Consider the following 21847-nt stretch of genomic DNA (forward strand, 5'->3'; position numbering starts at 1 on the left):
GCGGACGCCTCATTCTTCGGCGTCGAAGTCCTCGTCGTCCTCGTCCTCTTCATCCTGTTCCAGGGCGTCGTAGCCCTTCCAGGTGATGCGCCAGCGCGTGTCGCCGGCGGTGGCCGCCGTTTCGCTGACTTGCTTGACGAGCCCGGCGTCGGCCAGCAGGTCGAGGTGATGCGCGACCAATTGCAGGCCCTGCTCGTGGGCCAGGGCCGCTTCCTTGATGTCGTGGGTGCTCAGGTTGGGGCCGGGCGCGTCGCGCAGGGCTCCCAGGATGGTGACGACCAGATCGAAATCGCGTTGCATGATGTCCGCCGTTATGGGGTTGGGAAGAGGGTTGGGAAGAAACAGGCCGACGATAGCAGAGTTCGATGGCGGCCAAGCGACAGCCCGCGGGCCCGGGTTACAGTGCGGGATTACTCACAACCGATACAGGCAGTACCGATGAAGAAACCCGCCGAGCGCGATTGCCTTGCCCTGATCCCCGGCTATACCGGTCAGGCCGCCAAGCTCTTTCTGACCCGCGCGGAGGACGGCGCCATCACCGGCGTCACCGTGTTCGACCTGCTGGGGCACATCAAGCAGCAAGGCGACGCGCAGGCCGCCGCCGACTGGGTCTCCGCCTGGCTGGCCCAGGAAGCCGACAACCGCAAGGCGCGCCGCACCCGGCTGCTGGCGCAGATGTTCGTGTGCAAACTGGCGGATCAGGAGAAGGCTGTGTTCCTGGAGGCCCAGAAGCCCTTGCTGGCCGCGCTGACCGCGGCCGGCGTGCGCAGTCGCACTGTCGCAGCCACTTCCGGCGCCGCGCGGCCGTCGCTCGGTCCGGCTGTCAAGAAGTCTTAGCATAAGGCTGTTATAGTCGCGCCTGGGCGTACGCGCACCCGAGTGGTGCCTGCCCGGCGGGCCTGGCCCGCAAGTCTAGGAAGAGTGATCATGGAAATACTGAGTCGGCATGTTGCCGACGTGGCGGGCGGCGTTGAGCTGCACACAACGCTGGATGGCGAGAGCATCAGCGCCTATGTCGTGACGGGCGTGACCGATCTCAATGCGATCGCCGATATCGTGCCCCCCGAAAAAGTCGAAGGCGGAGCGGACATACACGCTGCCAGTGTCGACGATGTTGATAATGCGCAAGACCAAATCGACCAGGTCCTGGAGAATATCAATCCCGGCGACGTGGCGGTTTTCCTTTGCTCGGGCCCCGACGAATTCGGCGCGGCGCTCGACTTGTTGGGTTTACCTATCGACGAGTAAGCCTGGCGGCAAACCAAAGTGTCCGTCCAAACGGCGTATGAGTGTGTGCGGGTTTGGGGCGGGCATTTAAATAAGCCTTGATTGTTTTTTTATGATGCGTGGGTGTTTACACCTATGCAGGCCTTCTTTTTGCCTATGAAAACGTGTAAATTCTGTCCGCAGTTTCTCTTTGTTGCATTATTGGCACGTATTTTTTAGGATTATGTTGACTTGTGAGGGGAACATAACGATAGTGTCGGCACACGATCACAAGCGTTGCGATTTTCGTTCAGTGCCGTGCCTTTTCCGGCTCAGCGTTATTGTTCTACTGTCCCCTCCTTGATTGATTCGTGACCTCCGGGCATTTGCCCATTATCTCTAGGAAATACAGTATGGAAACCGGCGTCGTTAAGTGGTTCAATTCGGAAAAGGGTTATGGCTTCATCACCCCGGAAGCGGGTGGCAAGGATCTGTTCGCTCACTTCTCCGAAATTCAGGGCTCGGGCTTCAAGTCTCTGGAAGAGAACCAGCGCGTCAGCTTTGTGACGGCCAATGGCCCCAAGGGCCCGCAAGCCACGAAGATTCAGGTCCTGTAAGGTCCTGCGTTTTCGGAAAAGCCCCTTCGGGGGCTTTTTTGCGTCTGGGCTCCCTGCGGGGAGCCTTGTCGTTTCCGGCGCTCCGATGCCCGACGCCGGGCCAAGCCGGCGCCAACGCGCCCGGGCCCGTGCGCCCGGGGTATCCTTGCCGTTGTTCCCCGCACCCCATCCGGTCGGCGCGGCGGCCGCAACCGACCCGAGGACGATCCCCATGACCCATTCCGGCCCAACTCCCGTTTCCCACCAGCCGCAAGACGTCGTGGCGTTCTGGCGCGAGGCTGGGCCGGGGCAATGGTTCGCCAAGGACGCGGCCTTCGACGAGCGCTTGCGCCAGCGCTGCGGCCAGGCCCACATGGCCGCCGCCTCGCGGCAGCTTGATGCCTGGCTGGACGAGCCGCAGGGCGCGCTGGCGCTGATGATCCTGCTGGACCAGTACCCGCGCAACGCTTTTCGTGGCACCGCCCACATGTTCGCCACCGATCCGCTGGCGCTGATGTTCGCCGAACGCGCCATCGCCGCCGGTCACGACCTGGCGGTCGATCCGGCGCTGCGCCAGTTCTTCTACATGCCGTTCGAGCATGCCGAGACCATGACCGCCCAGAACCGCGCGGTGGCGCTGATGGAGCCGCTTGGCGCCGACGCGGTACGCTGGGCCGTCCTGCATCGCGACATCATCAAGCGTTTCGGCCGCTTCCCGCACCGCAACGCCGCGCTGGGGCGCCAGACCTCGCAGCCGGAACAGGAATTTCTCGATGCCGGCGGCTTCGCCGGCTGACGCGAGCGCCGCAGTGGGCCGCGTATCCGCTTGTATCGACGCATGGCCAGTTGCAATTGCCACGCGGCCAGGCGCGCGATGGCCGCATATTTGACGTTTTTCCAGGTTCGCCAATACACTGGGTTCAGCGAGATTCTCAAGCGACGCGGTCTGCGTTCAACTTGTCGCGGTAGTGGTACTGCAGTGGCTTCCTCTCCCATCCTTGATGATCTGGCACTCCCGCGAGCAATCGCATCTTTAGGTTCGAGGAAATTCCATGGCAACCGGCATCGTCAAGTGGTTCAACGCCGAAAAAGGGTATGGCTTCATCATGCCCGACGACGGCAGCAAGGATCTGTTCGCCCACTACTCGGAGATCCGCAGCGAAGGCTACAAGTCGCTGCAGGAAAACCAGCGCGTCACGTTCGAGGTTGGCACGGGCCCCAAGGGCCCCAGCGCCAAGAACATCAAGGTAGCGGCCTGATTCCAGGCCGGTGGCGCGCCGCCCCATGGCGCGCCACCAAGACAAAAGCCCTGCACGGCCGTGCAGGGCTTTTGTGTTTTTGCCGGCGCCCCGCGTTCAGTGCTTGGGGTGCGACGGCGTGGCCAGCTTGTCGACCAGGGCGATGCCCAGTGCCGACAGGATGAACAGGGCGTGGATGATGGTCTGCCACATCACGCCGGCCTCCGAGAACCGCGCATTGGGCGTGCCCAGTGTGCCCGCCTCGATGAAGGTGCGCAGCAGATGGATCGACGAGATGCCGATGATGGCCATGGCCAGCTTGACCTTGAGCACACTGGCATTGACGTGGCTGAGCCATTCCGGCTGATCGGGATGGCCCTGCAGGCGCAGGCGCGACACGAAGGTCTCGTAGCCGCCGACGATCACCATCACCAGCAGGTTCGAGATCATCACGACATCGATCAGGCCCAGCACCAGCAGCATGATCTCCATCTCGCCGAAGCTGGTGGCATGTGTCAGCAGGTGCCAGAGTTCTTTCAGGAACAGCATCACGTACACGCCCTGGGCGACGATCAGGCCCAGGTAGAGCGGCAGTTGCAGCCAGCGCGAACTGAAAATCAGGCCCGGCAGCAGGCCGAGGCGGGGAGGGGTGTTGGGGGTCATGATGGGTGCGAGCCGTTTATTGGGGAGGTACTGAAAAAACCGCGGCGGCAATTCTATCAACGCCAGGTGTCGCCCGGACGGGTTTTTGATGACAAAACAACGGCGCGGCGCCGGTACTTACCACGGTAAGGAGTCATCTGCATGCCATTTATGTAAGCGAAATTCGCATTTGCGAAACTCTGTGGCGAAACGGTTTGAGCGCTTTTGGCGTATATAGAATTGCCGCCTCACTCGCACAGAGTCAGTCAAGAGGAGTTTTTTTCCATGAAGATCCGCTACACCGTTGCCGCGCTGGCCGTCGCACTCGCCCCTTACTCCGCGTCGCATGCTCTCGATATCGGGGGATTGGTGGGCGCCGGCAGCAAGGTGGTGCAGGCCGCCACCCTGAGCGATGCCGAAATCAAGACTTTGTCCGACAAGGCTTGCGCGCAGAGCGATTCCCAGGAAAAGATCGCTGCCCCGGGCAGCAAGTACGACGTCCGCTTGCAGAAGATCGCCAAGCAACTGGGCGGCACGGTCAACGGCCAGAAGGCCAACTACAAGGTCTACATCACCAAGGACGTCAACGCCTGGGCCATGGCCAACGGCTGCATCCGCGTCTACAGCGGCTTGATGGACATGATGACCGACGACGAAGTCCTGGGCGTGGTGGGCCATGAAATCGGCCACGTGGCACTGGGCCACAGCAAGAAGGCCATGCAGACCGCCTACACGGTCTCGGCCGCGCGCGATGCCGCCGGCGCCGCGGGTGGCGCCACGGTCGCCGCCTTGAACTCGTCGCAGTTGGGCGACCTGACCGAGAAGTTCATCAACGCGCAGTTCTCGCAGTCGCAGGAAAGCGCCGCCGACGATTACTCGTTCGATCAGTTGCAGGCCAAGAAGCTGAACACCCGCGGCCTGGTGACGGCGTTCCAGAAGCTGGCCGAGCTGGATGGCGGCAAGAGCGATATGATGAGCTCGCACCCGTCCTCGGCCAAGCGCGCGCAGCACATCGAAGATCGCATCGCCAAGGCCAAATAACGCGCTCTGGCAGGCAATTTGCCGCCCTTTCCGGGTGGAAAACGGGGCGCGAGCATCCGGGCTTATCCGGGTGCTCGCGCCCCGTTGCGTCAGGGGTCCGGAAGTTTCCGGTAAAATGCCGCGTTTATCCGCCCGTCATCTCATTCTCTCGGAAAATAGGTCTTTTAATGCAGCCTGTGGTTGAAACCCTCTCCGGCCTCGAGCGCCGTGTTGATCTGGCCGTCTCGGTGGCCGACGTCGAAAAGGAAGTCCAGGCGCAGTTGAAGCGCGTGGCCCGCACCGCCAAGGTTCCCGGCTTCCGTCCCGGCAAGGCGCCGCTCGCCATGCTCGAGCGCAGCCATGGCCCTGGCATCCGCTACGACGTGATCAACAGCCAGGTCGGCCGTGCGTTCGAACAAGCCGTCGACGGCGCCAAGCTGCGCGTCGCCGGTGCCCCGAACCTGGAACCCAAGACCGAAGGCGTCAGCGATGACACGCTGGCCTTCACCGCCACCTTCGAGGTCTACCCCGAAGTCGTCGTGCCGGATCTGTCGGCCCTGGCCGTCACCCGCTTTGAGACCGCGGTCACCGACGCCGAAGTGCAGCAGACCCTGGACGTGCTGCGCAAGCAGCGCGCCACGTTCGAAGTCCGCGAAGGCCGCGCCTCGCAAGACGGCGACCGCGTCACGCTTGACTTCGCCGGTACCATCGACGGCGTGCCGTTCGATGGCGGCAAGGCCGAAGACTTCCCGTTCGTGCTCGGCCAAGGCCGCATGCTGCCGGAATTCGAAGCAGCCGCCCGCGGCCTGAAGGCTGGCGAAAGCAAGGTCTTCCCGCTCAAGTTCCCCGATGACTACCAAGGCAAGGAAGTCGCCGGCAAGACCGCCGAATTCACCATCACCGTCAAGGAAGTGGCTGAAGGCGTGCTGCCCGAGCTGAACGCCGAGTTCGCCAAGTCGCTCGGCCAGGCCGAAGGCGATGTCGAAAAGCTCAAGGCCGACATCCGCAGCAACATCGAACGCGAAGTCAAGGTGCGCTCGCAAGGCCGCACCAAGGCCAGCGTGATGGACGCCCTGGTCGAAGCCGGCAAGTTCGACGTGCCCAAGGCCCTGGTCGACAACGACGTGCAAAGCCGCATCGCCGCCGCCCGCGAAGAGCTCAAGCAGCGTGGCGTGCCGAACGCCGAGTCGGTGCCGATCCCGGCCGAAGCCTTCGCGACCGAATCCGAGCGCCGCGTGCGCCTGGGACTGCTGGTGTCCGAACTGGTCAAGCAAGCCCAGCTGCAGGCCAAGCCGGAACAGGTCCGCGCCCGCATCGAGGAATTCGCGGAAAACTACGAACAACCCGCCCAGGTTGTCAGCTATTACCTGGCCGACCGCCAGCGTCGTGCTGAAATCGAGGCGATCGTGCTCGAAGACAACGTCGTCGCGCACGTTCTGGAAAAGGCCAAGGTCACCGACGAAAAGGTGCCTTTCGATCAGTTGATGGGGATGGCGTAACACTATGCAGAGATTCACCGATTTCTATGCGGCAATGAATGGCGGGTCGTCGGTGACCCCCACCGGCCTGGGCTACATTCCCATGGTGATCGAGCAGTCGGGGCGCGGCGAACGCGCCTACGACATCTATTCGCGTCTGCTCCGCGAGCGGCTCATCTTCCTGGTGGGCCCGGTCAACGACGCGACGGCCAACCTGGTCGTGGCGCAGTTGCTGTTCCTGGAATCGGAGAATCCTGACAAGGACATTTCCCTGTACATCAACTCGCCCGGCGGGTCGGTGTACGCGGGCATGGCCATCTACGACACCATGCAGTTCATCAAGCCGGATGTGTCGACCCTGTGCACCGGCCTGGCGGCCAGCATGGGCGCCTTCCTGCTGGCGGCCGGCAAGAAGGGCAAGCGCTTCACCCTGCCCAACTCGCGCATCATGATCCACCAGCCCTCGGGCGGCGCCCAGGGCCAGGCCTCCGACATCCAGATCCAGGCGCGCGAGATCCTGGACCTGCGCGAGCGTCTCAATCGCATCCTGGCCGACAATACCGGCCAGTCGATCGACCGCATCGCCCTGGACACGGAACGTGACAACTTCATGTCGGCCGAAGATGCGGTATCGTATGGACTGGTGGACAAGGTGATGACCTCCCGCTCGGAAGGCTGACTTCCCGGTTGTGTCCCATCCGCTGCCGCCTTGTTTGAGTAAGCGCAGGCGCCGGGCCCTTTACCCGGGCCCGCGCTTCATTACCTGAGATACGACTACATATGCCTGAAAAAAAGGGATCGGCAGACGCAAAAGTGCTGCATTGCTCGTTTTGCAATAAAAGCCAGCACGAAGTCCGCAAGCTGATCGCGGGTCCGTCGGTATTCATCTGCGATGAATGCATAGACTTGTGCAACGACATCATCCGCGAGGAAGCGCAGGCGACCGCGCGCGCGGCGATTCGTTCCGAACTGCCCACTCCGGCTGAAATCAAGACGTTCCTCGACCAGTACGTGATCGGGCAGACCTCGCCCAAGCGCATGCTGGCGGTGGCCGTCTACAACCACTACAAGCGCATCCGCCACGGCGAGATCAAGGGCGACGAAGTCGAGCTGTCCAAGAGCAACATCATGCTGATCGGCCCCACCGGGTCGGGCAAGACGTTGCTGGCGCAGACGCTGGCGCGCATGCTGAACGTGCCGTTCGTCATGGCCGACGCCACCACGCTGACCGAAGCCGGTTACGTCGGTGAGGACGTCGAGAACATCATTCAGAAGTTGCTGCAGAACTGCAACTACGAAGTCGAGAAGGCGCAGCGCGCCATCATCTACATCGACGAAATCGACAAGATTTCCCGCAAGTCCGACAATCCGTCCATTACCCGCGACGTGTCCGGCGAGGGCGTGCAGCAGGCCCTGCTCAAGCTGATCGAAGGCACGGTGGCCTCGGTGCCGCCGCAGGGCGGACGCAAGCACCCCAACCAGGACTTCGTCCAGGTCGACACGACCAACATCCTGTTCATCGTCGGCGGCGCCTTCGACGGGCTGGAAAAGGTCATCCGCGACCGTACCGAGAAGTCCGGCATCGGCTTCTCTGCTTCCGTGCGCGCCAAGTCCGAGCGTGGCGTGGGCGAGCTGTTCTCCGAGGTCGAGCCCGAAGATCTGATCAAGTTCGGCCTGATCCCCGAACTGGTCGGCCGCCTGCCGGTGGTCGCCACGCTGGACGAGCTCGACGAGGCTGCCCTGGTGCAGATCCTCACCGAGCCCAAGAACGCCCTGCTCAAGCAATTCCAGAAGCTGTTCGCCATGGAAGGCGCCGAGTTGGACGTGCGTCCCGCCGCGCTCAAGGCCATCGCCCGCAAGGCGCTCAAGCGCAAGACCGGCGCCCGTGGCCTGCGCTCGATCATCGAGCAGGCCCTGCTCGACACCATGTATGACCTGCCTTCGCAAGGCAACGTCAAGCGCGTGGTGCTCGACGAAGGCGCGATCGAAGGCGAGGGCAAGCCCCTGCTGATCTACGCCGACGAGGAGGGGGCCACCGAAAAGCCCGAGCGCGGTGAAGTCCGCGACGCCGCGGCCTGACGGATATTTCAGAAAAACCCGTTTCCGTAACGGGTTTTTTTGTCTGCGGGCCCCGATTGAACGCACACTGCCGGGGCGTGTCCAATAAAACAGGATACCGGCCGCCGATTTTTTTGCCGTTTTGTTTATCCGGCCGCCGGGATCTTGAATTTTCGGCTATTGTTCCCATAACAGACGTAACTGATGGGGCTGTCCGGGTATTTCCGGTCATCCTGTCCCCGATACGCCGAGTCATACCGAGGAACCTCCTATGTCTGCCAGCCAGACCCTGCCTTCCGACCCGATCGACCTCCCCCTGCTGCCGCTGCGCGACGTCGTGGTGTTCCCGCACATGGTCATCCCGCTGTTCGTCGGCCGTCCGCGCTCCATCCGCGCGCTCGAGGTTGCGATGGAAGCGGGCAAGAGCATCATGCTGGTGGCCCAGAAATCCGCCGGCAAGGATGATCCCACTCCCGAAGACGTCTACGAGATCGGCTGCGTCGCCGGCATCCTGCAGATGCTCAAGCTGCCCGATGGCACCGTCAAGGTGCTGGTCGAAGGCACCCAGCGCGCCCGCATCAACAGCATCGAAGACGCCGATTCGCACTTCACCTGCCAGGTCACCCCGATCGAGCCGGACGCCGTCCAGGGCTCCGAAACCGAGGCCCTGCGCCGCGCGATCGTCGCCCAGTTCGAGCAATACGTAAAACTCAACAAGAAGATCCCCCCGGAGATCCTGACCTCGCTCGCCGGCATCGATGACGCCGGCCGCCTGGCCGACACGATCGCCGCGCATCTTCCGCTGAAACTCGAGCAGAAGCAGAAGATGCTCGAGATCGTCGGCACCTCCGAGCGCCTCGAAGGCCTGCTCACGCAGCTCGAAACCGAAATCGACATCCTTCAGGTCGAGAAGCGGATTCGCGGCCGCGTGAAGAAGCAGATGGAAAAGAGCCAGCGCGACTACTACCTGAATGAGCAGGTCAAGGCCATTCAGAAAGAGTTGGGCGAGGGCGAAGAGGGCGCCGACATCGAGGAGCTCGAAAAGAAGATCATCGCCGCGCACATGCCCAAGGAGGCGCGCAAGAAGGCCGATGCCGAGCTCAAGAAGCTCAAGCTCATGTCGCCCATGTCGGCCGAAGCCACCGTGGTGCGCAACTACATCGATACGCTCATCAACCTCCCCTGGAGAAAGAAGAGCAAGATCAACAACTCCATCGCCAACGCCGAAACCGTGCTCGACAACGACCACTACGGCCTGGAGAAGGTGAAGGAACGCATCCTCGAATACCTCGCCGTGCAACAGCGCGTGGACAAGGTCAAGGCGCCGATCCTGTGCCTGGTCGGCCCTCCGGGGGTCGGCAAGACCTCGCTGGGGCAGTCCATCGCCAAGGCCACGAACCGCAAGTTCGTGCGCATGGCGCTGGGCGGCGTGCGCGACGAAGCCGAGATCCGCGGTCACCGTCGTACGTACATCGGCTCGATGCCCGGCAAGATCGTCCAGAACATGTCGAAGGTCGGCGTGCGCAATCCCCTGTTCCTGCTCGACGAAATCGACAAGCTGGGCATGGATTTCCGCGGCGATCCCTCGTCGGCGCTGCTCGAAGTGCTGGACCCGGAACAGAACCACACGTTCCAGGACCACTACATCGAAGTCGACTTCGATCTGTCGGACGTCATGTTCGTGGCCACCAGCAACACGCTGAACATTCCGCCGGCCCTGCTGGACCGGATGGAAGTGATCCGCCTGTCCGGCTACACCGAGGAAGAAAAGATCCACATCGCCCGCGACCATCTGCTGCCCAAGCTGATGAAGAACAACGGCGTCAAGGATACCGAGTTGACGGTCGACGACAGCGCGCTGCGCGACATCGTGCGCTACTACACCCGTGAAGCCGGTGTGCGCGCGCTCGAACGCGAAGTGGGCAAGATCTGCCGCAAGGTGATCAAGCAGTTGCTGACCCAGAGCGACCGCGCCAAGGCCGAAGGCAAGGCCTTCGAGGTCAAGCCGGTTCACGTCACGGGTGAGAACCTCAGCGACTATCTGGGCGTGCGCCGCTACACCTTCGGCATGGCCGAAAAGGAAAACCAGATCGGTCAGGTGACCGGCCTGGCCTGGACCGAAGTCGGTGGCGATCTGCTCACGATCGAAGTGGCGGACATGCCCGGCAAGGGCGTGATCCAACGCACCGGTTCCCTGGGCGACGTCATGAAGGAGTCGGTCGAGGCGGCCCGCACGGTGGTGCGCTCGCGGGCCCGGCGCCTGGGCTTTGCCGACAGCGTGTTCGAGAAGCACGACATGCACGTGCACGTGCCGGAAGGCGCGACGCCCAAGGACGGCCCGTCCGCCGGTATCGCGATCACCACGGCCATGGTTTCGGCCCTGTCGGGCATTCCGGTGCGCGCCGACGTCGCCATGACCGGCGAAATCACGCTGCGTGGGGAAGTCCTGCCGATCGGCGGCCTGAAGGAAAAGCTGCTGGCCGCGCATCGTGGTGGCATCAAGACGGTCTTGATCCCGGAAGAAAACGTCAAGGACCTGGCGGAGATTCCGGACAACGTCAAGAACCATCTGGAAATCGTGCCGGTGCGCTGGATCGACAAGGTGCTGGAGTTGGCGCTGGAACGCCTGCCGGAGCCGCTGGCCGAAGAAGAAGCGGTCAAGGAGCCGCTGGTCGCCAAGCCGGCCGAGCCTGGTTCGACGGATCCGGTGCTCAAGCACTGATCCGCCTGGCCGGGGTGTCCCGCAAGGGATGCCCTCAAAAAGAAACCCCGCGCCGAGCGGGGTTTCTTTTTGCCGTGACTGGCGGGCGCCTGCCGCCAGCGAGGGTGCGGTCAGTGCAGCGCGTGCGGGCGGATCAGGCCGACGGCGATGCCTTCGAGCGCGAATTCCTGGTCGGCCTCGACCACGATGATGTTGAAGTCGGGGTTTTCGGGCAGCAGCTCGATGCGGCCATTCTGGCGCTGCAGGCGCTTGACGGTGACGTCGTCGCCCAGCCGGGCCACCACGATCTGGCCGTTGCGGGCCTCGGAGGCCTTCTTGACGGCCAACAGGTCGCCTTCGAGGATGCCGGCGTCGCGCATGCTCATGCCGCGCACCTTGAGCAGATAGTCGGGCGCCTGGGCGAACAGGCTGGGATCGACGCCGATCTCGCGCTCGACATGCTCGGCCGCCAGGATCGGGCTGCCGGCGGCCACGCGGCCCACCAGCGGCAGCAGCAGTTGCGCCAGTCCTGGCAGGGGCAGCGGCGCCTGGGTCTGGGTGGGCGAGGCGTCCTTCAGGCGGATGCCGCGCGAGGCGCCAGCGGTGAGCTCGATGGCACCCTTGCGGGCCAGGGCCTTCAGATGGTCTTCAGCCGCGTTGGGTGAGCGAAATCCCAATGCCTGGGCGATCTCGGCGCGGGTGGGCGGAAAGCCGGTGCGCGTGACGGTCTGCCGGATGAGGTCCAGGATTTGCTGTTGACGATCAGTGAGTTTGCTGGCCATGGCGATGATCCGGTGGGAATCGGACTGTACATATATACAGCGGCATTCTGGGGGACATAACGCAAAAAAGCAAGCGTTGATCGGCGACGGCTTTGTGACAGGCAATGAAAACGGGACCCGCGGGTCCCGTTCGAGGGGCGATGCCGGTACGGCGCCTTACAGCACCGCGGCGATGCCCTTGGCCACCTGGTCGATGTTGCCGCTGTTCAGCGCGGCGACGCAGATGCGGCCGCTGGAGACGGCGTAGACGCCGTGCTCTTCGCGCAGGCGGTCGACCTGGGCCGAGGTCAGGCCCGAGTACGAGAACATGCCGCGCTGCTGCAGCACGAAGCTGAAGTCCTGCTTGCCGCCGTGTTCCTTGATCTTCTCGACCAGTTGCTTGCGCATCAGGCGGATGCGGTCGCGCATGGCGCCGAGTTCCTGTTCCCACATGGCGAACAACTCCGGCGAGTTCAGCACTGTGGAGACGATGGTGCCGCCGTGGGTGGGCGGGTTGGAGTAGTTGGTGCGGATGACGCGCTTGAGCTGGCTCAACACGCGGGTGGCTTCGTCCTTGCTGCCGGCCACGACGGTCAGGGCGCCGACGCGCTCGCCGTACAGCGAGAACGACTTCGAGAACGACGAGCTGATGAACATGGTCAGGTCGAGGTCGGCGAACAGGCGCACGACCGCCGCGTCTTCATGCAGGCCGTCGCCGAAGCCCTGGTAGGCGATGTCCAGGAACGGCACCAGCTTGTTTTCTTTGACGACCGCGGCGATCTGCTTCCACTGGTCGAAGGTGGGGTCGACGCCGGTGGGGTTGTGGCAGCAGGCGTGCAGCACGACCACGGTGTTGGCCGGCGCGGCCTTCAGGGCGGCCAGCATGCCGTCGAAGTTCAGGCCGCGGGTGGCGGCGTCGTAGTAGGCGTAGGTACCGACTTCGAAGCCGGCGCGTTCGAACAGCGCGCGGTGGTTTTCCCAGCTCGGATCGCTGATCAGGACCTTGGAGGTCGGCAGCAGCTGGCGCAGGAAGTCAGCGCCGATCTTGAGCGCGCCGGTGCCGCCCAGGGCCTGGGTGGTCAGGACGCGGCCGGCGGCGGCCAGCGGGGAGTTCTTGCCGATCAGCAGGGCTTGCGCGCCCTGGTTGTAGCCGGCAATGCCTTCAATCGGCAGGTAGCCGCGGGCGGCGGCGGCCTCGATGCGGGCGATTTCGGCCTTGCGCACGGCACCCAGCAGGGGAATGCGACCCTGGTCGTCGTAGTACACGCCCACGCCCAGATTGACTTTACCGGGGCGGGTGTCCGCGTTGAATTGTTCGTTCAGGCCAAGAATGGGGTCGCGCGGCGCGAGTTCGACGGAATCGAAAAGGGTGCTCATGGGACTCTGCTGAGGGTGAGTGGACGCAGTGGGAAGTGCTGTGGATAATGGGGGGTTTACCCTGGGAACAGTCTAGCATGCCTAAGAGCGCAATAGACCCGAAGGCGGCCGTCGGCAAGGCCGGTGGCAAAGCCAATGGCGCTGCGGGCGGCGAGGGCGCCGACGCCGCCGTGGCGGGTGTGCCCGGCGCCGGTCCGGGGTACGTCGATTTTCCCGGCAGCCCGTTCCACCTGTACCAGCCTTATCCGCCCGCCGGCGACCAGCCCGGCGCGATCGAGGGGCTGGTGCAGGGCGTCCAGGACGGCCTCATGTACCAGACCCTGCTGGGCGTGACCGGCTCGGGCAAGACGTACACCATGGCCAACGTCATCGCCCAACTCGGGCGGCCGGCGTTGGTGCTGGCGCCCAACAAGACGCTGGCGGCGCAGTTGTACGCCGAGATGCGCGAGTTCTTTCCCAAGAACGCCGTCGAGTATTTCGTCTCGTACTACGACTACTACCAGCCCGAAGCCTACGTGCCCACGCGCGACCTGTTCATCGAGAAGGATTCGTCCATCAACGAACACATCGAGCAGATGCGGCTGTCGGCCACCAAGAGCCTGCTCGAGCGGCGCGACACCATCATCGTCGGCACCGTGTCGTGCATCTACGGTATCGGCAACCCGGGCGATTACCACGCCATGGTGCTGATCCTGCGCGCCGGAGACCAGATCTCGCGGCGCGAGATCCTGGCGCGCCTGGTGGCCATGCAATACACCCGCAACGACGCCGAATTCACGCGCGGCGTGTTCCGCGTGCGCGGCGAGACCATCGACATCTTTCCGGCGGAAAGCGCCGAGCTGGCGCTGCGCCTGACGCTGTTCGACGACGAAATCGAGAGCCTCGAACTGTTCGATCCGCTCACTGGCCGCATCCGTCAGAAGCTGCCGCGCTTCACCGTCTACCCCGGTTCGCATTACGTGACGCCGCGCGATACCGTGCTGCGCGCCATCGAAACCATCAAGGAAGAGCTGCGCGAGCGCACCAAGCGCTTCGTCGATGACGGCCACCTGGTCGAGGCCCAGCGGCTGGAGCAACGCACCCGTTTCGACCTGGAGATGCTGCAGGAATTGGGTTTCTGCAAGGGCATCGAGAACTACTCGCGCCATCTGTCGGGCGCCGCGCCGGGCGAGCCGCCGCCCACGCTGATCGATTACCTGCCGGGCGACGCGCTGATGTTCATCGACGAAAGCCACGTCACCATCGGCCAGCTCAGCGCCATGTACCGGGGCGACCGCTCGCGCAAGGAAACCCTGGTGCAGTACGGCTTCCGGTTGCCCTCTGCGCTGGACAACCGGCCGCTCAAGCTCGAAGAGTTCGAGGCCCGCATGCGCCAGTGCGTGTTCGTGTCGGCCACGCCGGCGGCATACGAAAAAGAGCATGCCGACAACGTGGTTGAGCAGGTGGTGCGTCCCACCGGCCTGGTCGACCCGGTGGTCGAGGTGCTGCCGGCGCGTACGCAGGTCGACGACCTGCTGGGCCAGATCAAGGCGCGCACGGGGGTGGGCGAGCGGGTGCTGGTGACCACGCTGACCAAGCGCATGGCCGAGGACCTGACCGACTTCCTGAGCGAGCACGGTGTGCGGGTGCGCTACCTGCACTCGGACATCGATACGGTCGAGCGCGTGGAGATCATCCGCGACCTGCGCCTGGGTACCTTTGATGTGCTGGTCGGCATCAACCTGCTGCGCGAAGGCCTGGACATCCCGGAAGTGTCGCTGGTGGCTATTCTGGATGCCGACAAGGAAGGTTTTCTGCGTTCCGAGCGCAGCCTGATCCAGACCATCGGCCGGGCGGCGCGCAACCTCAACGGCCACGCCATCCTCTACGCCGACCGCATTACCGATTCCATGCAGCGCGCCATGGAAGAGACCAGCCGGCGCCGCGCCAAGCAACTGCAATTCAATGCCGATCATGGTATTACGGCGCGTGGCGTGAAGAAGGCGGTGCGCGAACTGATCGACGGCATCGTCGCGCCGCTCCAGCACGATGCGCTGGAGGCCGCGGTGCCGGCCGAATTGCTGAAGGACGAAAAGGCCCTGGCACGCGAGATCAAGCGCCTGGAAAAGCTGATGATGGACCATGCCCGCAACCTCGAGTTCGAGCAGGCGGCGGCGGCCCGCGATGCCCTGACCGCCCTGAAGCAACGGGTGCTGTTGGATGGCGCAGTGTGAGGGGGAAAATATGTCGAAACGTATCTATTCACTGACAGGTCACTGAATATTGGCGTGGCGCGAGGTGTTGGGAAAGTGGGCCCGAAATTTGCGTAACCGATCCCTAGTCGCTCTCAGGCATAACCTTAAATATAGGGTTTAACTATCTGATTTATAGAAGATATTTAAGGGGACGGTTTGGTGTGGATCAAGGGGGGTGCGCGCAAAAAAAGCTTGCCTTATCTCGGGTTTTCCCGCACACTTACTCCCATGATGACCAAGGTACTTTTCGTTTGCATGGGCAATATCTGTCGCTCGCCGAGCGCAGAGGGCGTGTTTCGCCATTTGGTGAACGACGCGGGTTTGAGCGATGTGGTTCGCATCGACTCCGCGGGTACGCACGCATTTCACATCGGCGAGGCGCCTGATGCCCGGGCGCAGGCCGCGGCGCGCAAGCGCGGCTACGAGATCACGCACTGTGAGGCCCGTCAGGTCACCGCGGAAGACTTCCGCGATTTCGACCTCATCCTCGCCATGGACTGGGACAACCTTTCCGCCATGCAGCAGCAGTGCCCCAAGGCGTACCAGCACAAGCTCATGCTGCTGATGCGCTTCGCCAACGAGTACGAAGAGGCCACCGTGCCCGATCCGTACTACGGCGGCGCCGATGGTTTCGGCAAGGTGCTGGACTACCTCGAAGACGCCTGTCAGGGTGTGCTCGAACTGGTCCGCAAGCGCGCTACCCAATACCAGGCGGCCTGAGGTCTCCTGTACGCTGGCGCGTCCTGCGGGGCGCCCGGCGAATTGGCAGTGAAAAAAACCGCGCAACCGCGCGGTTTTTTCTAGCCGGGAGCCATACCAAATTACTCGGGAATTTGCTATACTTGAGCCAATTACTCGGGTATTGGCCGCCGGATTCGCCGGCGACCCTTGCCGACTCACAGGGAATTCACCATGCGGCTAACTACCAAAGGGCGTTTCGCCGTGACTGCCATGATCGATCTGGCTATGCGGCAGCATAGCGGCCCGGTCACACTTGCGGCCATCAGCCAGCGTCAGAATATTTCGCTTTCCTATCTGGAACAGCTGTTCGGGAAACTTCGCCGCCACGAACTCGTGGACAGCGTGCGTGGCCCCGGCGGCGGTTATTCGCTTGCCCGCCTGGCGCGCAACGTGACCGTGGCCGACATCATCTTCGCCGTCGACGAACCGCTGGACGCCACCAGTTGCGGCGGCAAGCGGGACTGTACGAGCGGCAACGACGGCAAGCCTGGCAAGTGCATGACGCATGAGCTCTGGGCCACGTTGAATCGCAAGATGGTCGATTACCTGGATTCGGTGTCGCTGCAGGATCTGGTCGATCAGCAGCGTGTGCGCCAATTGCAGGAAGCCAACAATCAAGCCCAGGCCTGCGCGGTGCGAGTGAACCGGGTGGGCGGCGCCAACAATGCCGCCGCCAATGCCCCGACCACCGCCGTCGCGGCCAATGCCACCGTATAAGCAGTAGGAGTTGTAGAAATGACCACCCGCCCGATCTATCTGGACTACTCGGCCACGACCCCCGTCGACCCGCGCGTCGTCGAGAAAATGATCCCCTGGCTGTACGAGAGCTTTGGCAACCCCGCGTCGCGCAGCCATTCGTTCGGCTGGGAAGCCGAGGACGCCGTCGAACGCGCCCGTGAGGAAGTCGCCAAGCTGGTGAACGCCGATCCGCGTGAAATCGTCTGGACCTCCGGCGCCACCGAGTCGGACAACCTGGCGATCAAGGGGGCCGCCAATTTCTATGCCGAACGCGGCAAGCACATCATCACCATCAAGACCGAGCACAAGGCCGTGCTCGACACCTGTCGTGAACTGGAGCGCCAGGGCTTCGAAGTGACCTACCTGGACGTCAAGGACAACGGCCTGATCGACCTGGACGTGTTCAAGGCGGCGCTGCGCCCCGACACCGTGCTGGTCTCGGTGATGATGGTGAACAACGAAATCGGCGTCATCCAGGACATCGAAACCCTGGGCGAGATCTGCCGTGAGAAGGGCATCATCTTCCACGTCGACGCCGCGCAGGCCACCGGCAAGGTCGAGATCGACCTGCAGAAGCTGAAGGTCGACCTGATGTCGTTCTCGGCCCACAAGACCTACGGCCCGAAGGGCATCGGCGCGCTGTACGTGCGCCGCAAGCCGCGTGTGCGCATCGAGGCGCAGATGCACGGCGGCGGCCACGAACGCGGTTTCCGCTCGGGCACGCTGGCCACGCACCAGATCGTCGGCATGGGCGAGGCCTTCCGCCTGGCACGCGAGGAAATGGGTACCGAGAACGAGCGCATCCGCATGCTGCGCGATCGCCTCTGGGCTGGCCTGTCGCAGATCGAAGAGGTCTACCTCAACGGCGACATGGATCAGCGCGTGCCGCACAACCTGAACGTCAGCTTCAACTACGTCGAAGGCGAGTCGCTGATCATGGCGATCAAGGAACTGGCCGTGTCCAGCGGCTCGGCCTGCACCTCGGCCAGCCTGGAACCTTCCTACGTGCTGCGCGCCCTGGGCCGCAACGACGAGCTGGCGCACAGTTCGATCCGCTTCACGCTGGGCCGGTTCACCACCGAGCAGGAAGTGGACTACACCATCGAACTGCTCAAGAGCCGTGTCGGCAAGCTGCGCGACATGTCGCCGCTGTGGGAAATGGCCAAGGAAGGCATCGATCTGAATACCGTGCAGTGGGCCGCGCACTGAGCGCCCGCGCCAAAAAAATACGTGGAGAACTAACATGTCTTACAGCACCAAAGTCCTGGATCACTACGAAAACCCGCGCAACGTCGGTTCGTTCGACAAGTCGGACGACTCGGTGGGCACCGGCATGGTCGGCGCGCCGGCCTGTGGCGACGTGATGAAGCTGCAGATCAAGGTGAACGAAGCCGGCGTCATCGAGGACGCGCGCTTCAAGACCTACGGCTGTGGCTCGGCCATCGCCTCCAGCTCGCTCGTGACCGAATGGGTCAAGGGCAAGACGCTGGACGAAGCCATGAACATCCGCAACACGCAGATCGCCGAGGAACTGGCCCTGCCGCCCGTCAAGGTGCACTGCTCGATCCTGGCCGAAGACGCGATCAAGGCCGCCGTGCAGAACTACAAGGAAAAGCATTCGGTTCCGGCCGAAGCTGTTGCGAGCTGAACATGTCCGTTACCCTGACCCAACAGGCCGCCACCCATATTGGCCGCTACTTGCAAAAGCGCGGCAAGGGGATCGGCTTGCGCCTCGGCGTTAGGACGACGGGTTGTTCCGGCATGGCCTACAAGCTGGAGTACGTGGACGACGCGGCGCCCGAGGACCAGGTGTTCGAGAGCTTCGGCGTGAAGGTGTTCGTCGATCCCAAGAGCCTGGCCTACCTGGACGGCACCGAGCTGGACTACGCCCGCGAAGGCCTGAATGAAGGTTTCAAGTTCCGCAACCCCAACGAGAAGGCGACCTGCGGCTGCGGCGAGTCGTTCACGGTGTAAGTCTTGGCTGGAGACGATCACTTCAGCCTGTTCGGCTTGCCGGCACGCTTCGACCTGGACGCCCAGGCGCTGGAATCGGCGTGGCGCGCTGTCGCGGCGCAGGTGCATCCCGACCGCTTCGCCACCGCCAGCCCCGCGGAACGCCGCGTGGCGATGCAGTGGGCGGCGCGCGCCAACGAGGCCTACCGCCTGCTGCGCGATCCGCTGTTGCGGGCGCGCTACCTGTGCGAGCAGGCCGGCGTGGATCTGCAGACCGAGAGCAATACGTCGATGGACACGGCTTTCCTGATGCAGCAGATGACCTGGCGCGAAATGATGGACGACGCGCGTGACGACCCCGAGGTTCTGGCGGCGTTGCGCACCGAGCTGGAGCAAGCCCGGCAGGAGATGCGCGTCGCGTTGACGCGGCTGCTGGACGAGCGGCGCGATTACGCCGCCGCGGGTCTCAAGGTACGGGAGTGGATGTTCGTGGAGAAGCTGGCGCAAGAGCTGGCCCTCGCCCATCCCTAGCCCGGGCGGCAGAGGAGGGCCCGGCCGCTGGGCGCCTGGATTTCGCCGCTTACTGAACAGAAAAAACAATCATGGCCTTATTGCAGATATCCGAGCCCGGTGAATCGCCCGCGCCGCACCAGCGCAAGCTGGCGGTGGGGATCGACCTGGGTACGACCAATTCCCTGGTGGCCGCGGTGCGCAGCAGCGTCGCCGAAGTCCTGCCCGATGCGCAGGGCCACGTGCTGCTGCCGTCGGCGGTGCGTTATCACCCCGGCGGCAAGGTCACGACGGGCCGCGAGCCCCTGGCGCAGCAAGCCGAAGATCCGCTGAATACGGTGGTGTCGGTCAAGCGGTTCATGGGTCGTTCTCTGGAGGAGGCGCGGGCCACGCGCGCGCCCTATGAATTCGTGGACGCGCCCGGCATGGTGCGCATCCGCACCGCCCAGGGCGACCTGAGCCCGGTGGAAGTGTCGGCGCAGATCCTGGCGGTGCTGCGCCAGCGCGCCGAGGACGTGCTGGGCGACGACCTGGTGGGCGCCGTTATCACGGTGCCGGCGTATTTCGATGACGCGCAGCGTCAGGCAACCCGCGACGCGGCGCGCCTGGCCGGCCTGAACGTGTTGCGCCTGCTGAACGAGCCGACGGCGGCGGCGATCGCCTACGGCCTGGATAACGCCGCCGAAGGCGTTTATGCCGTTTACGACCTGGGGGGCGGTACCTTCGATATCTCCATCCTGCGTTTGACGCAGGGGGTGTTCGAAGTGATCTCCACTGGCGGCGATACGGCGCTGGGCGGCGATGATTTCGATTCGCTCATCGTCGATCACGTGGTGGCGGCCGCGGGCGCCACTGAGCTGAGCCACGCCGACCGGCGCGGCCTGCTGATGGCGGCACGCGCGGCGCGCGAAGCGCTGTCGGATGCGCAGGACGCCCCTCTGGCGCTGACGCTGGCCAATGGCGAGGTCATCGATCACACGCTGAGCCGCGCGCAGTTCGAGGCGCTGGCGCAGCCTCTGGTGCAGCGCACGCTGGACAGCGCGCGCCGGGCGCTGCGCGACGCCGCGCTGAAGCCGGCCGATGTGCGTGGCGTGGTGATGGTGGGCGGCGCCACGCGCATGCCGGTGGTGCGCGCCGCGGTGGGCGAGATGTTCGGCACCGAGCCGCTGACCGATCTGGATCCGGACCAGGTGGTGGCGCTGGGCGCCGCGCTGCAGGCCAATCTGCTGGCGGGCAACCGCGCGCCGGGCGAGGACTGGCTGCTGCTGGACGTGACGCCGCTGTCGCTCGGCCTGGAAACCATGGGCGGGCTGGTCGAGCGCGTGATCCCGCGCAACAGCACCATTCCGGTGGCGCGCGCGCAGGAATTCACGACCTTCAAGGATGGCCAGACGGCCATGAGCATCCATGTGCTACAGGGCGAGCGCGACCTGGTGACGGATTGCCGTTCGCTGGCGCGCTTCGAGTTGCGCGGCATTCCGCCGATGGTGGCGGGCGCCGCGCGCATCCGCGTGACCTTCCAGGTGGATGCCGACGGCCTGTTGAGCGTGACCGCGCGTGAACAGAGCACGGGCGTGGAAGCGGCGGTGTCGGTCAAGCCCTCGTACGGCCTGAGCGATGATGAGGTCGCGCGCATGCTTGCGGACAGCGTGGCGCAGGCCGACAACGATGCCCGCGCCCGCATGCTGCGCGAGCAGCAGGTGCAGGCGCGCCAGTTGGTCGAATCGGTGCAGGCCGCGCTGGCTGTCGACGGCGACTTGCTCGATGGCGCGGAACGGCAACGGGTCGACGAATGCCTGCAGGCGGCCAGCCGCGCCCAGGAGGCGCAGGACGTGGATGCGGTGCAGGCCGCGGTCGAGGCCCTGTCGGCCGCGACCGATGAGTTCGCCGCGCGCCGCATGGATCGCAGCATCCGCGCCGCGCTGGCCGGCCGCAAACTTGATGAGATCGCCTGATAACACGCTATGCCGAAACTGACCGTATTGCCTCATCCCGATTACTGCCCCGAGGGCGCCGTGATCGAAGACGCGCCCAAGGGGGTGTCGATCTGCCGTGTGCTGCTGGACAACCACATCGACATCGAGCATGCCTGCGAATTGTCGTGCGCGTGTACGACCTGTCATGTGGTGGTCAAGCAAGGGTACGCTTCGCTGGAAGACGCGACCGACGACGAAGAGGATCTGCTGGACAAGGCCTGGGGCCTGACGCCGACTTCGCGCCTGTCGTGCCAGGCGCGCATCGAGGATGCCGATCTGACGATCGAGATTCCCAAGTACACCATCAACCACGCGAAAGAGGGCCATTGATGAAGTGGACCGATACTTACCAGATCGCCGAGGCGCTGGCGGACGCCCATCCGGACGTCGACCCCAAGACGCTGCGGTTCACGCAACTGCGCGAATGGGTGCTGGCCTTGCCCGGCTTCAATGACGATCCGGAACGCAGCGGCGAGAAGATCCTGGAGGCCATCCAGATGGCCTGGATCGACGAGGCCGACTGATCCGCTGGTAAAACGCTCCCCTGGGGAGCGTTTTTTGCATTGGCGGCCGCGGCCGCGGGGTATCATCAAGACTCTTTTCGTTGTCCTTGCCATC

The 21847-nt window shown here is 64.0% G+C and carries 24 protein-coding genes; 20 read left to right on the forward strand and 4 right to left on the reverse strand.

Annotated elements, in window-relative coordinates:
- Positions 1 to 9: 9 nt before the first annotated feature.
- Positions 10 to 300, reverse strand: a complete 291-nt coding sequence (locus ACN6O8_RS19275; RefSeq protein WP_049073176.1) for a DUF2513 domain-containing protein — start codon at positions 298 to 300, stop codon at positions 10 to 12.
- A gap of 138 nt (positions 301 to 438) precedes the next feature.
- Between ACN6O8_RS19275 and ACN6O8_RS19280 the strand changes: the two genes are divergently transcribed.
- The 5 genes from ACN6O8_RS19280 (at position 439) to ACN6O8_RS19300 (ending at position 3061) form a co-directional block, all read left to right on the forward strand.
- Positions 439 to 837 (forward strand): hypothetical protein, encoded by a 399-nt coding sequence (locus ACN6O8_RS19280; protein WP_427992606.1) that lies wholly within the window; start codon positions 439 to 441, stop codon positions 835 to 837.
- 90 nt (positions 838 to 927) lie between these two features.
- Complete coding sequence (locus ACN6O8_RS19285) at positions 928 to 1248, forward strand: hypothetical protein (protein ID WP_427992607.1); 321 nt, start codon at positions 928 to 930, stop codon at positions 1246 to 1248.
- A 371-nt stretch (positions 1249 to 1619) separates the two neighbouring features.
- Positions 1620 to 1823: a cold-shock protein gene (locus ACN6O8_RS19290; RefSeq protein ID WP_006220190.1), complete on the forward strand. Its 204-nt coding sequence runs from the start codon at positions 1620 to 1622 to the stop codon at positions 1821 to 1823.
- A gap of 211 nt (positions 1824 to 2034) precedes the next feature.
- Positions 2035 to 2598 (forward strand): DUF924 family protein, encoded by a 564-nt coding sequence (locus tag ACN6O8_RS19295; protein ID WP_427992608.1) that lies wholly within the window; start codon positions 2035 to 2037, stop codon positions 2596 to 2598.
- Between the two features lie 256 nt (positions 2599 to 2854).
- Entirely contained in the window at positions 2855 to 3061 is a 207-nt protein-coding gene (locus ACN6O8_RS19300) for a cold-shock protein (protein ID WP_006225311.1), read from the forward strand.
- 96 nt (positions 3062 to 3157) lie between these two features.
- Here the strand turns inward: ACN6O8_RS19300 and ACN6O8_RS19305 are convergent, their stop codons facing one another.
- The gene (locus tag ACN6O8_RS19305) at positions 3158 to 3703 is read right to left on the reverse strand and encodes a TIGR00645 family protein (protein WP_427992609.1); all 546 of its coding nucleotides are present in this window, start codon (positions 3701 to 3703) and stop codon (positions 3158 to 3160) included.
- Positions 3704 to 3967: 264 nt separating this feature from the next.
- Between ACN6O8_RS19305 and ACN6O8_RS19310 the strand changes: the two genes are divergently transcribed.
- From ACN6O8_RS19310 to lon, 5 genes are all read left to right on the forward strand, one after another.
- Positions 3968 to 4723, forward strand: coding sequence for a M48 family metallopeptidase (locus tag ACN6O8_RS19310; protein WP_006386184.1), 756 nt, complete (start codon positions 3968 to 3970; stop codon positions 4721 to 4723).
- 167 nt (positions 4724 to 4890) lie between these two features.
- Positions 4891 to 6201 carry a trigger factor gene (tig, locus tag ACN6O8_RS19315; RefSeq protein WP_427992610.1) on the forward strand — a complete coding sequence of 437 codons (1311 nt, stop codon included), beginning with the start codon at positions 4891 to 4893 and terminating at the stop codon, positions 6199 to 6201.
- A gap of 4 nt (positions 6202 to 6205) precedes the next feature.
- Positions 6206 to 6859, forward strand: a complete 654-nt coding sequence (clpP, locus tag ACN6O8_RS19320; protein ID WP_054502146.1) for an ATP-dependent Clp endopeptidase proteolytic subunit ClpP — start codon at positions 6206 to 6208, stop codon at positions 6857 to 6859.
- A gap of 101 nt (positions 6860 to 6960) precedes the next feature.
- Positions 6961 to 8259: an ATP-dependent Clp protease ATP-binding subunit ClpX gene (gene clpX / locus ACN6O8_RS19325; protein WP_427992611.1), complete on the forward strand. Its 1299-nt coding sequence runs from the start codon at positions 6961 to 6963 to the stop codon at positions 8257 to 8259.
- A 250-nt stretch (positions 8260 to 8509) separates the two neighbouring features.
- Positions 8510 to 10960, forward strand: coding sequence for an endopeptidase La (gene lon / locus ACN6O8_RS19330; RefSeq protein ID WP_427992612.1), 2451 nt, complete (start codon positions 8510 to 8512; stop codon positions 10958 to 10960).
- Positions 10961 to 11070: 110 nt separating this feature from the next.
- Here lon and lexA read toward each other — a convergent pair whose 3' ends face one another.
- Both lexA and ACN6O8_RS19340 read right to left on the reverse strand, forming a co-directional pair.
- Positions 11071 to 11721 carry a transcriptional repressor LexA gene (gene lexA, locus ACN6O8_RS19335; protein WP_427992613.1) on the reverse strand — a complete coding sequence of 217 codons (651 nt, stop codon included), beginning with the start codon at positions 11719 to 11721 and terminating at the stop codon, positions 11071 to 11073.
- Between the two features lie 156 nt (positions 11722 to 11877).
- A complete protein-coding gene (locus ACN6O8_RS19340) occupies positions 11878 to 13077 on the reverse strand; it encodes an amino acid aminotransferase (protein WP_427992614.1) in 1200 nt (399 codons plus the stop codon).
- 77 nt (positions 13078 to 13154) lie between these two features.
- Between ACN6O8_RS19340 and uvrB the strand changes: the two genes are divergently transcribed.
- From uvrB to iscX, 10 genes are all read left to right on the forward strand, one after another.
- Positions 13155 to 15290, forward strand: a complete 2136-nt coding sequence (gene uvrB, locus ACN6O8_RS19345) for an excinuclease ABC subunit UvrB (RefSeq protein WP_427992615.1) — start codon at positions 13155 to 13157, stop codon at positions 15288 to 15290.
- Between the two features lie 249 nt (positions 15291 to 15539).
- Positions 15540 to 16031, forward strand: a complete 492-nt coding sequence (locus ACN6O8_RS19350; protein ID WP_427992616.1) for a low molecular weight protein-tyrosine-phosphatase — start codon at positions 15540 to 15542, stop codon at positions 16029 to 16031.
- Positions 16032 to 16223: 192 nt separating this feature from the next.
- Entirely contained in the window at positions 16224 to 16769 is a 546-nt protein-coding gene (iscR, locus tag ACN6O8_RS19355) for a Fe-S cluster assembly transcriptional regulator IscR (protein WP_427992617.1), read from the forward strand.
- A gap of 18 nt (positions 16770 to 16787) precedes the next feature.
- Positions 16788 to 17999: an IscS subfamily cysteine desulfurase gene (locus ACN6O8_RS19360; protein ID WP_427992618.1), complete on the forward strand. Its 1212-nt coding sequence runs from the start codon at positions 16788 to 16790 to the stop codon at positions 17997 to 17999.
- A 34-nt stretch (positions 18000 to 18033) separates the two neighbouring features.
- Positions 18034 to 18438 carry a Fe-S cluster assembly scaffold IscU gene (gene iscU, locus ACN6O8_RS19365; RefSeq protein ID WP_006386173.1) on the forward strand — a complete coding sequence of 135 codons (405 nt, stop codon included), beginning with the start codon at positions 18034 to 18036 and terminating at the stop codon, positions 18436 to 18438.
- Between the two features lie 2 nt (positions 18439 to 18440).
- Positions 18441 to 18764 carry an iron-sulfur cluster assembly protein IscA gene (iscA, locus tag ACN6O8_RS19370; RefSeq protein WP_006386172.1) on the forward strand — a complete coding sequence of 108 codons (324 nt, stop codon included), beginning with the start codon at positions 18441 to 18443 and terminating at the stop codon, positions 18762 to 18764.
- Positions 18765 to 18767: 3 nt separating this feature from the next.
- Complete coding sequence (hscB, locus tag ACN6O8_RS19375) at positions 18768 to 19274, forward strand: Fe-S protein assembly co-chaperone HscB (RefSeq protein ID WP_427992619.1); 507 nt, start codon at positions 18768 to 18770, stop codon at positions 19272 to 19274.
- A gap of 71 nt (positions 19275 to 19345) precedes the next feature.
- Entirely contained in the window at positions 19346 to 21208 is a 1863-nt protein-coding gene (gene hscA, locus ACN6O8_RS19380) for a Fe-S protein assembly chaperone HscA (RefSeq protein WP_427992620.1), read from the forward strand.
- A 9-nt stretch (positions 21209 to 21217) separates the two neighbouring features.
- Positions 21218 to 21559, forward strand: coding sequence for an ISC system 2Fe-2S type ferredoxin (gene fdx, locus ACN6O8_RS19385; protein ID WP_427992621.1), 342 nt, complete (start codon positions 21218 to 21220; stop codon positions 21557 to 21559).
- A complete protein-coding gene (gene iscX, locus ACN6O8_RS19390) occupies positions 21559 to 21753 on the forward strand; it encodes a Fe-S cluster assembly protein IscX (protein ID WP_020928322.1) in 195 nt (64 codons plus the stop codon). The genes fdx and iscX overlap by 1 nt, the downstream gene beginning before the upstream one ends.
- Positions 21754 to 21847: the final 94 nt, after the last annotated feature.

Source organism: Achromobacter sp. (assembly GCF_050285565.1).
Taxonomy (GTDB): domain Bacteria; phylum Pseudomonadota; class Gammaproteobacteria; order Burkholderiales; family Burkholderiaceae_B; genus Achromobacter.

Bases quoted from the DNA above. Each gene is read 5' to 3' on its own strand.
- iscX (WP_020928322.1), top strand. From the start codon at position 21,559: ATGAAGTGGACCGATACTTACCAGATCGCCGAGGCGCTGGCGGACGCC.
- tig (WP_427992610.1), top strand. From the start codon at position 4,891: ATGCAGCCTGTGGTTGAAACCCTCTCCGGCCTCGAGCGCCGTGTTGAT.
- ACN6O8_RS19285 (WP_427992607.1), top strand. From the start codon at position 928: ATGGAAATACTGAGTCGGCATGTTGCCGACGTGGCGGGCGGCGTTGAG.
- ACN6O8_RS19305 (WP_427992609.1), bottom strand. From the start codon at position 3,703: ATGACCCCCAACACCCCTCCCCGCCTCGGCCTGCTGCCGGGCCTGATT.
- ACN6O8_RS19310 (WP_006386184.1), top strand. From the start codon at position 3,968: ATGAAGATCCGCTACACCGTTGCCGCGCTGGCCGTCGCACTCGCCCCT.
- clpP (WP_054502146.1), top strand. From the start codon at position 6,206: ATGCAGAGATTCACCGATTTCTATGCGGCAATGAATGGCGGGTCGTCG.
- iscU (WP_006386173.1), top strand. From the start codon at position 18,034: ATGTCTTACAGCACCAAAGTCCTGGATCACTACGAAAACCCGCGCAAC.
- ACN6O8_RS19340 (WP_427992614.1), bottom strand. From the start codon at position 13,077: ATGAGCACCCTTTTCGATTCCGTCGAACTCGCGCCGCGCGACCCCATT.
- lexA (WP_427992613.1), bottom strand. From the start codon at position 11,721: ATGGCCAGCAAACTCACTGATCGTCAACAGCAAATCCTGGACCTCATC.
- ACN6O8_RS19280 (WP_427992606.1), top strand. From the start codon at position 439: ATGAAGAAACCCGCCGAGCGCGATTGCCTTGCCCTGATCCCCGGCTAT.
- iscR (WP_427992617.1), top strand. From the start codon at position 16,224: ATGCGGCTAACTACCAAAGGGCGTTTCGCCGTGACTGCCATGATCGAT.
- ACN6O8_RS19295 (WP_427992608.1), top strand. From the start codon at position 2,035: ATGACCCATTCCGGCCCAACTCCCGTTTCCCACCAGCCGCAAGACGTC.
- lon (WP_427992612.1), top strand. From the start codon at position 8,510: ATGTCTGCCAGCCAGACCCTGCCTTCCGACCCGATCGACCTCCCCCTG.
- uvrB (WP_427992615.1), top strand. From the start codon at position 13,155: ATGCCTAAGAGCGCAATAGACCCGAAGGCGGCCGTCGGCAAGGCCGGT.
- ACN6O8_RS19290 (WP_006220190.1), top strand. From the start codon at position 1,620: ATGGAAACCGGCGTCGTTAAGTGGTTCAATTCGGAAAAGGGTTATGGC.
- ACN6O8_RS19360 (WP_427992618.1), top strand. From the start codon at position 16,788: ATGACCACCCGCCCGATCTATCTGGACTACTCGGCCACGACCCCCGTC.
- fdx (WP_427992621.1), top strand. From the start codon at position 21,218: ATGCCGAAACTGACCGTATTGCCTCATCCCGATTACTGCCCCGAGGGC.
- ACN6O8_RS19275 (WP_049073176.1), bottom strand. From the start codon at position 300: ATGCAACGCGATTTCGATCTGGTCGTCACCATCCTGGGAGCCCTGCGC.
- ACN6O8_RS19350 (WP_427992616.1), top strand. From the start codon at position 15,540: ATGATGACCAAGGTACTTTTCGTTTGCATGGGCAATATCTGTCGCTCG.
- ACN6O8_RS19300 (WP_006225311.1), top strand. From the start codon at position 2,855: ATGGCAACCGGCATCGTCAAGTGGTTCAACGCCGAAAAAGGGTATGGC.
- hscA (WP_427992620.1), top strand. From the start codon at position 19,346: ATGGCCTTATTGCAGATATCCGAGCCCGGTGAATCGCCCGCGCCGCAC.
- clpX (WP_427992611.1), top strand. From the start codon at position 6,961: ATGCCTGAAAAAAAGGGATCGGCAGACGCAAAAGTGCTGCATTGCTCG.
- iscA (WP_006386172.1), top strand. From the start codon at position 18,441: ATGTCCGTTACCCTGACCCAACAGGCCGCCACCCATATTGGCCGCTAC.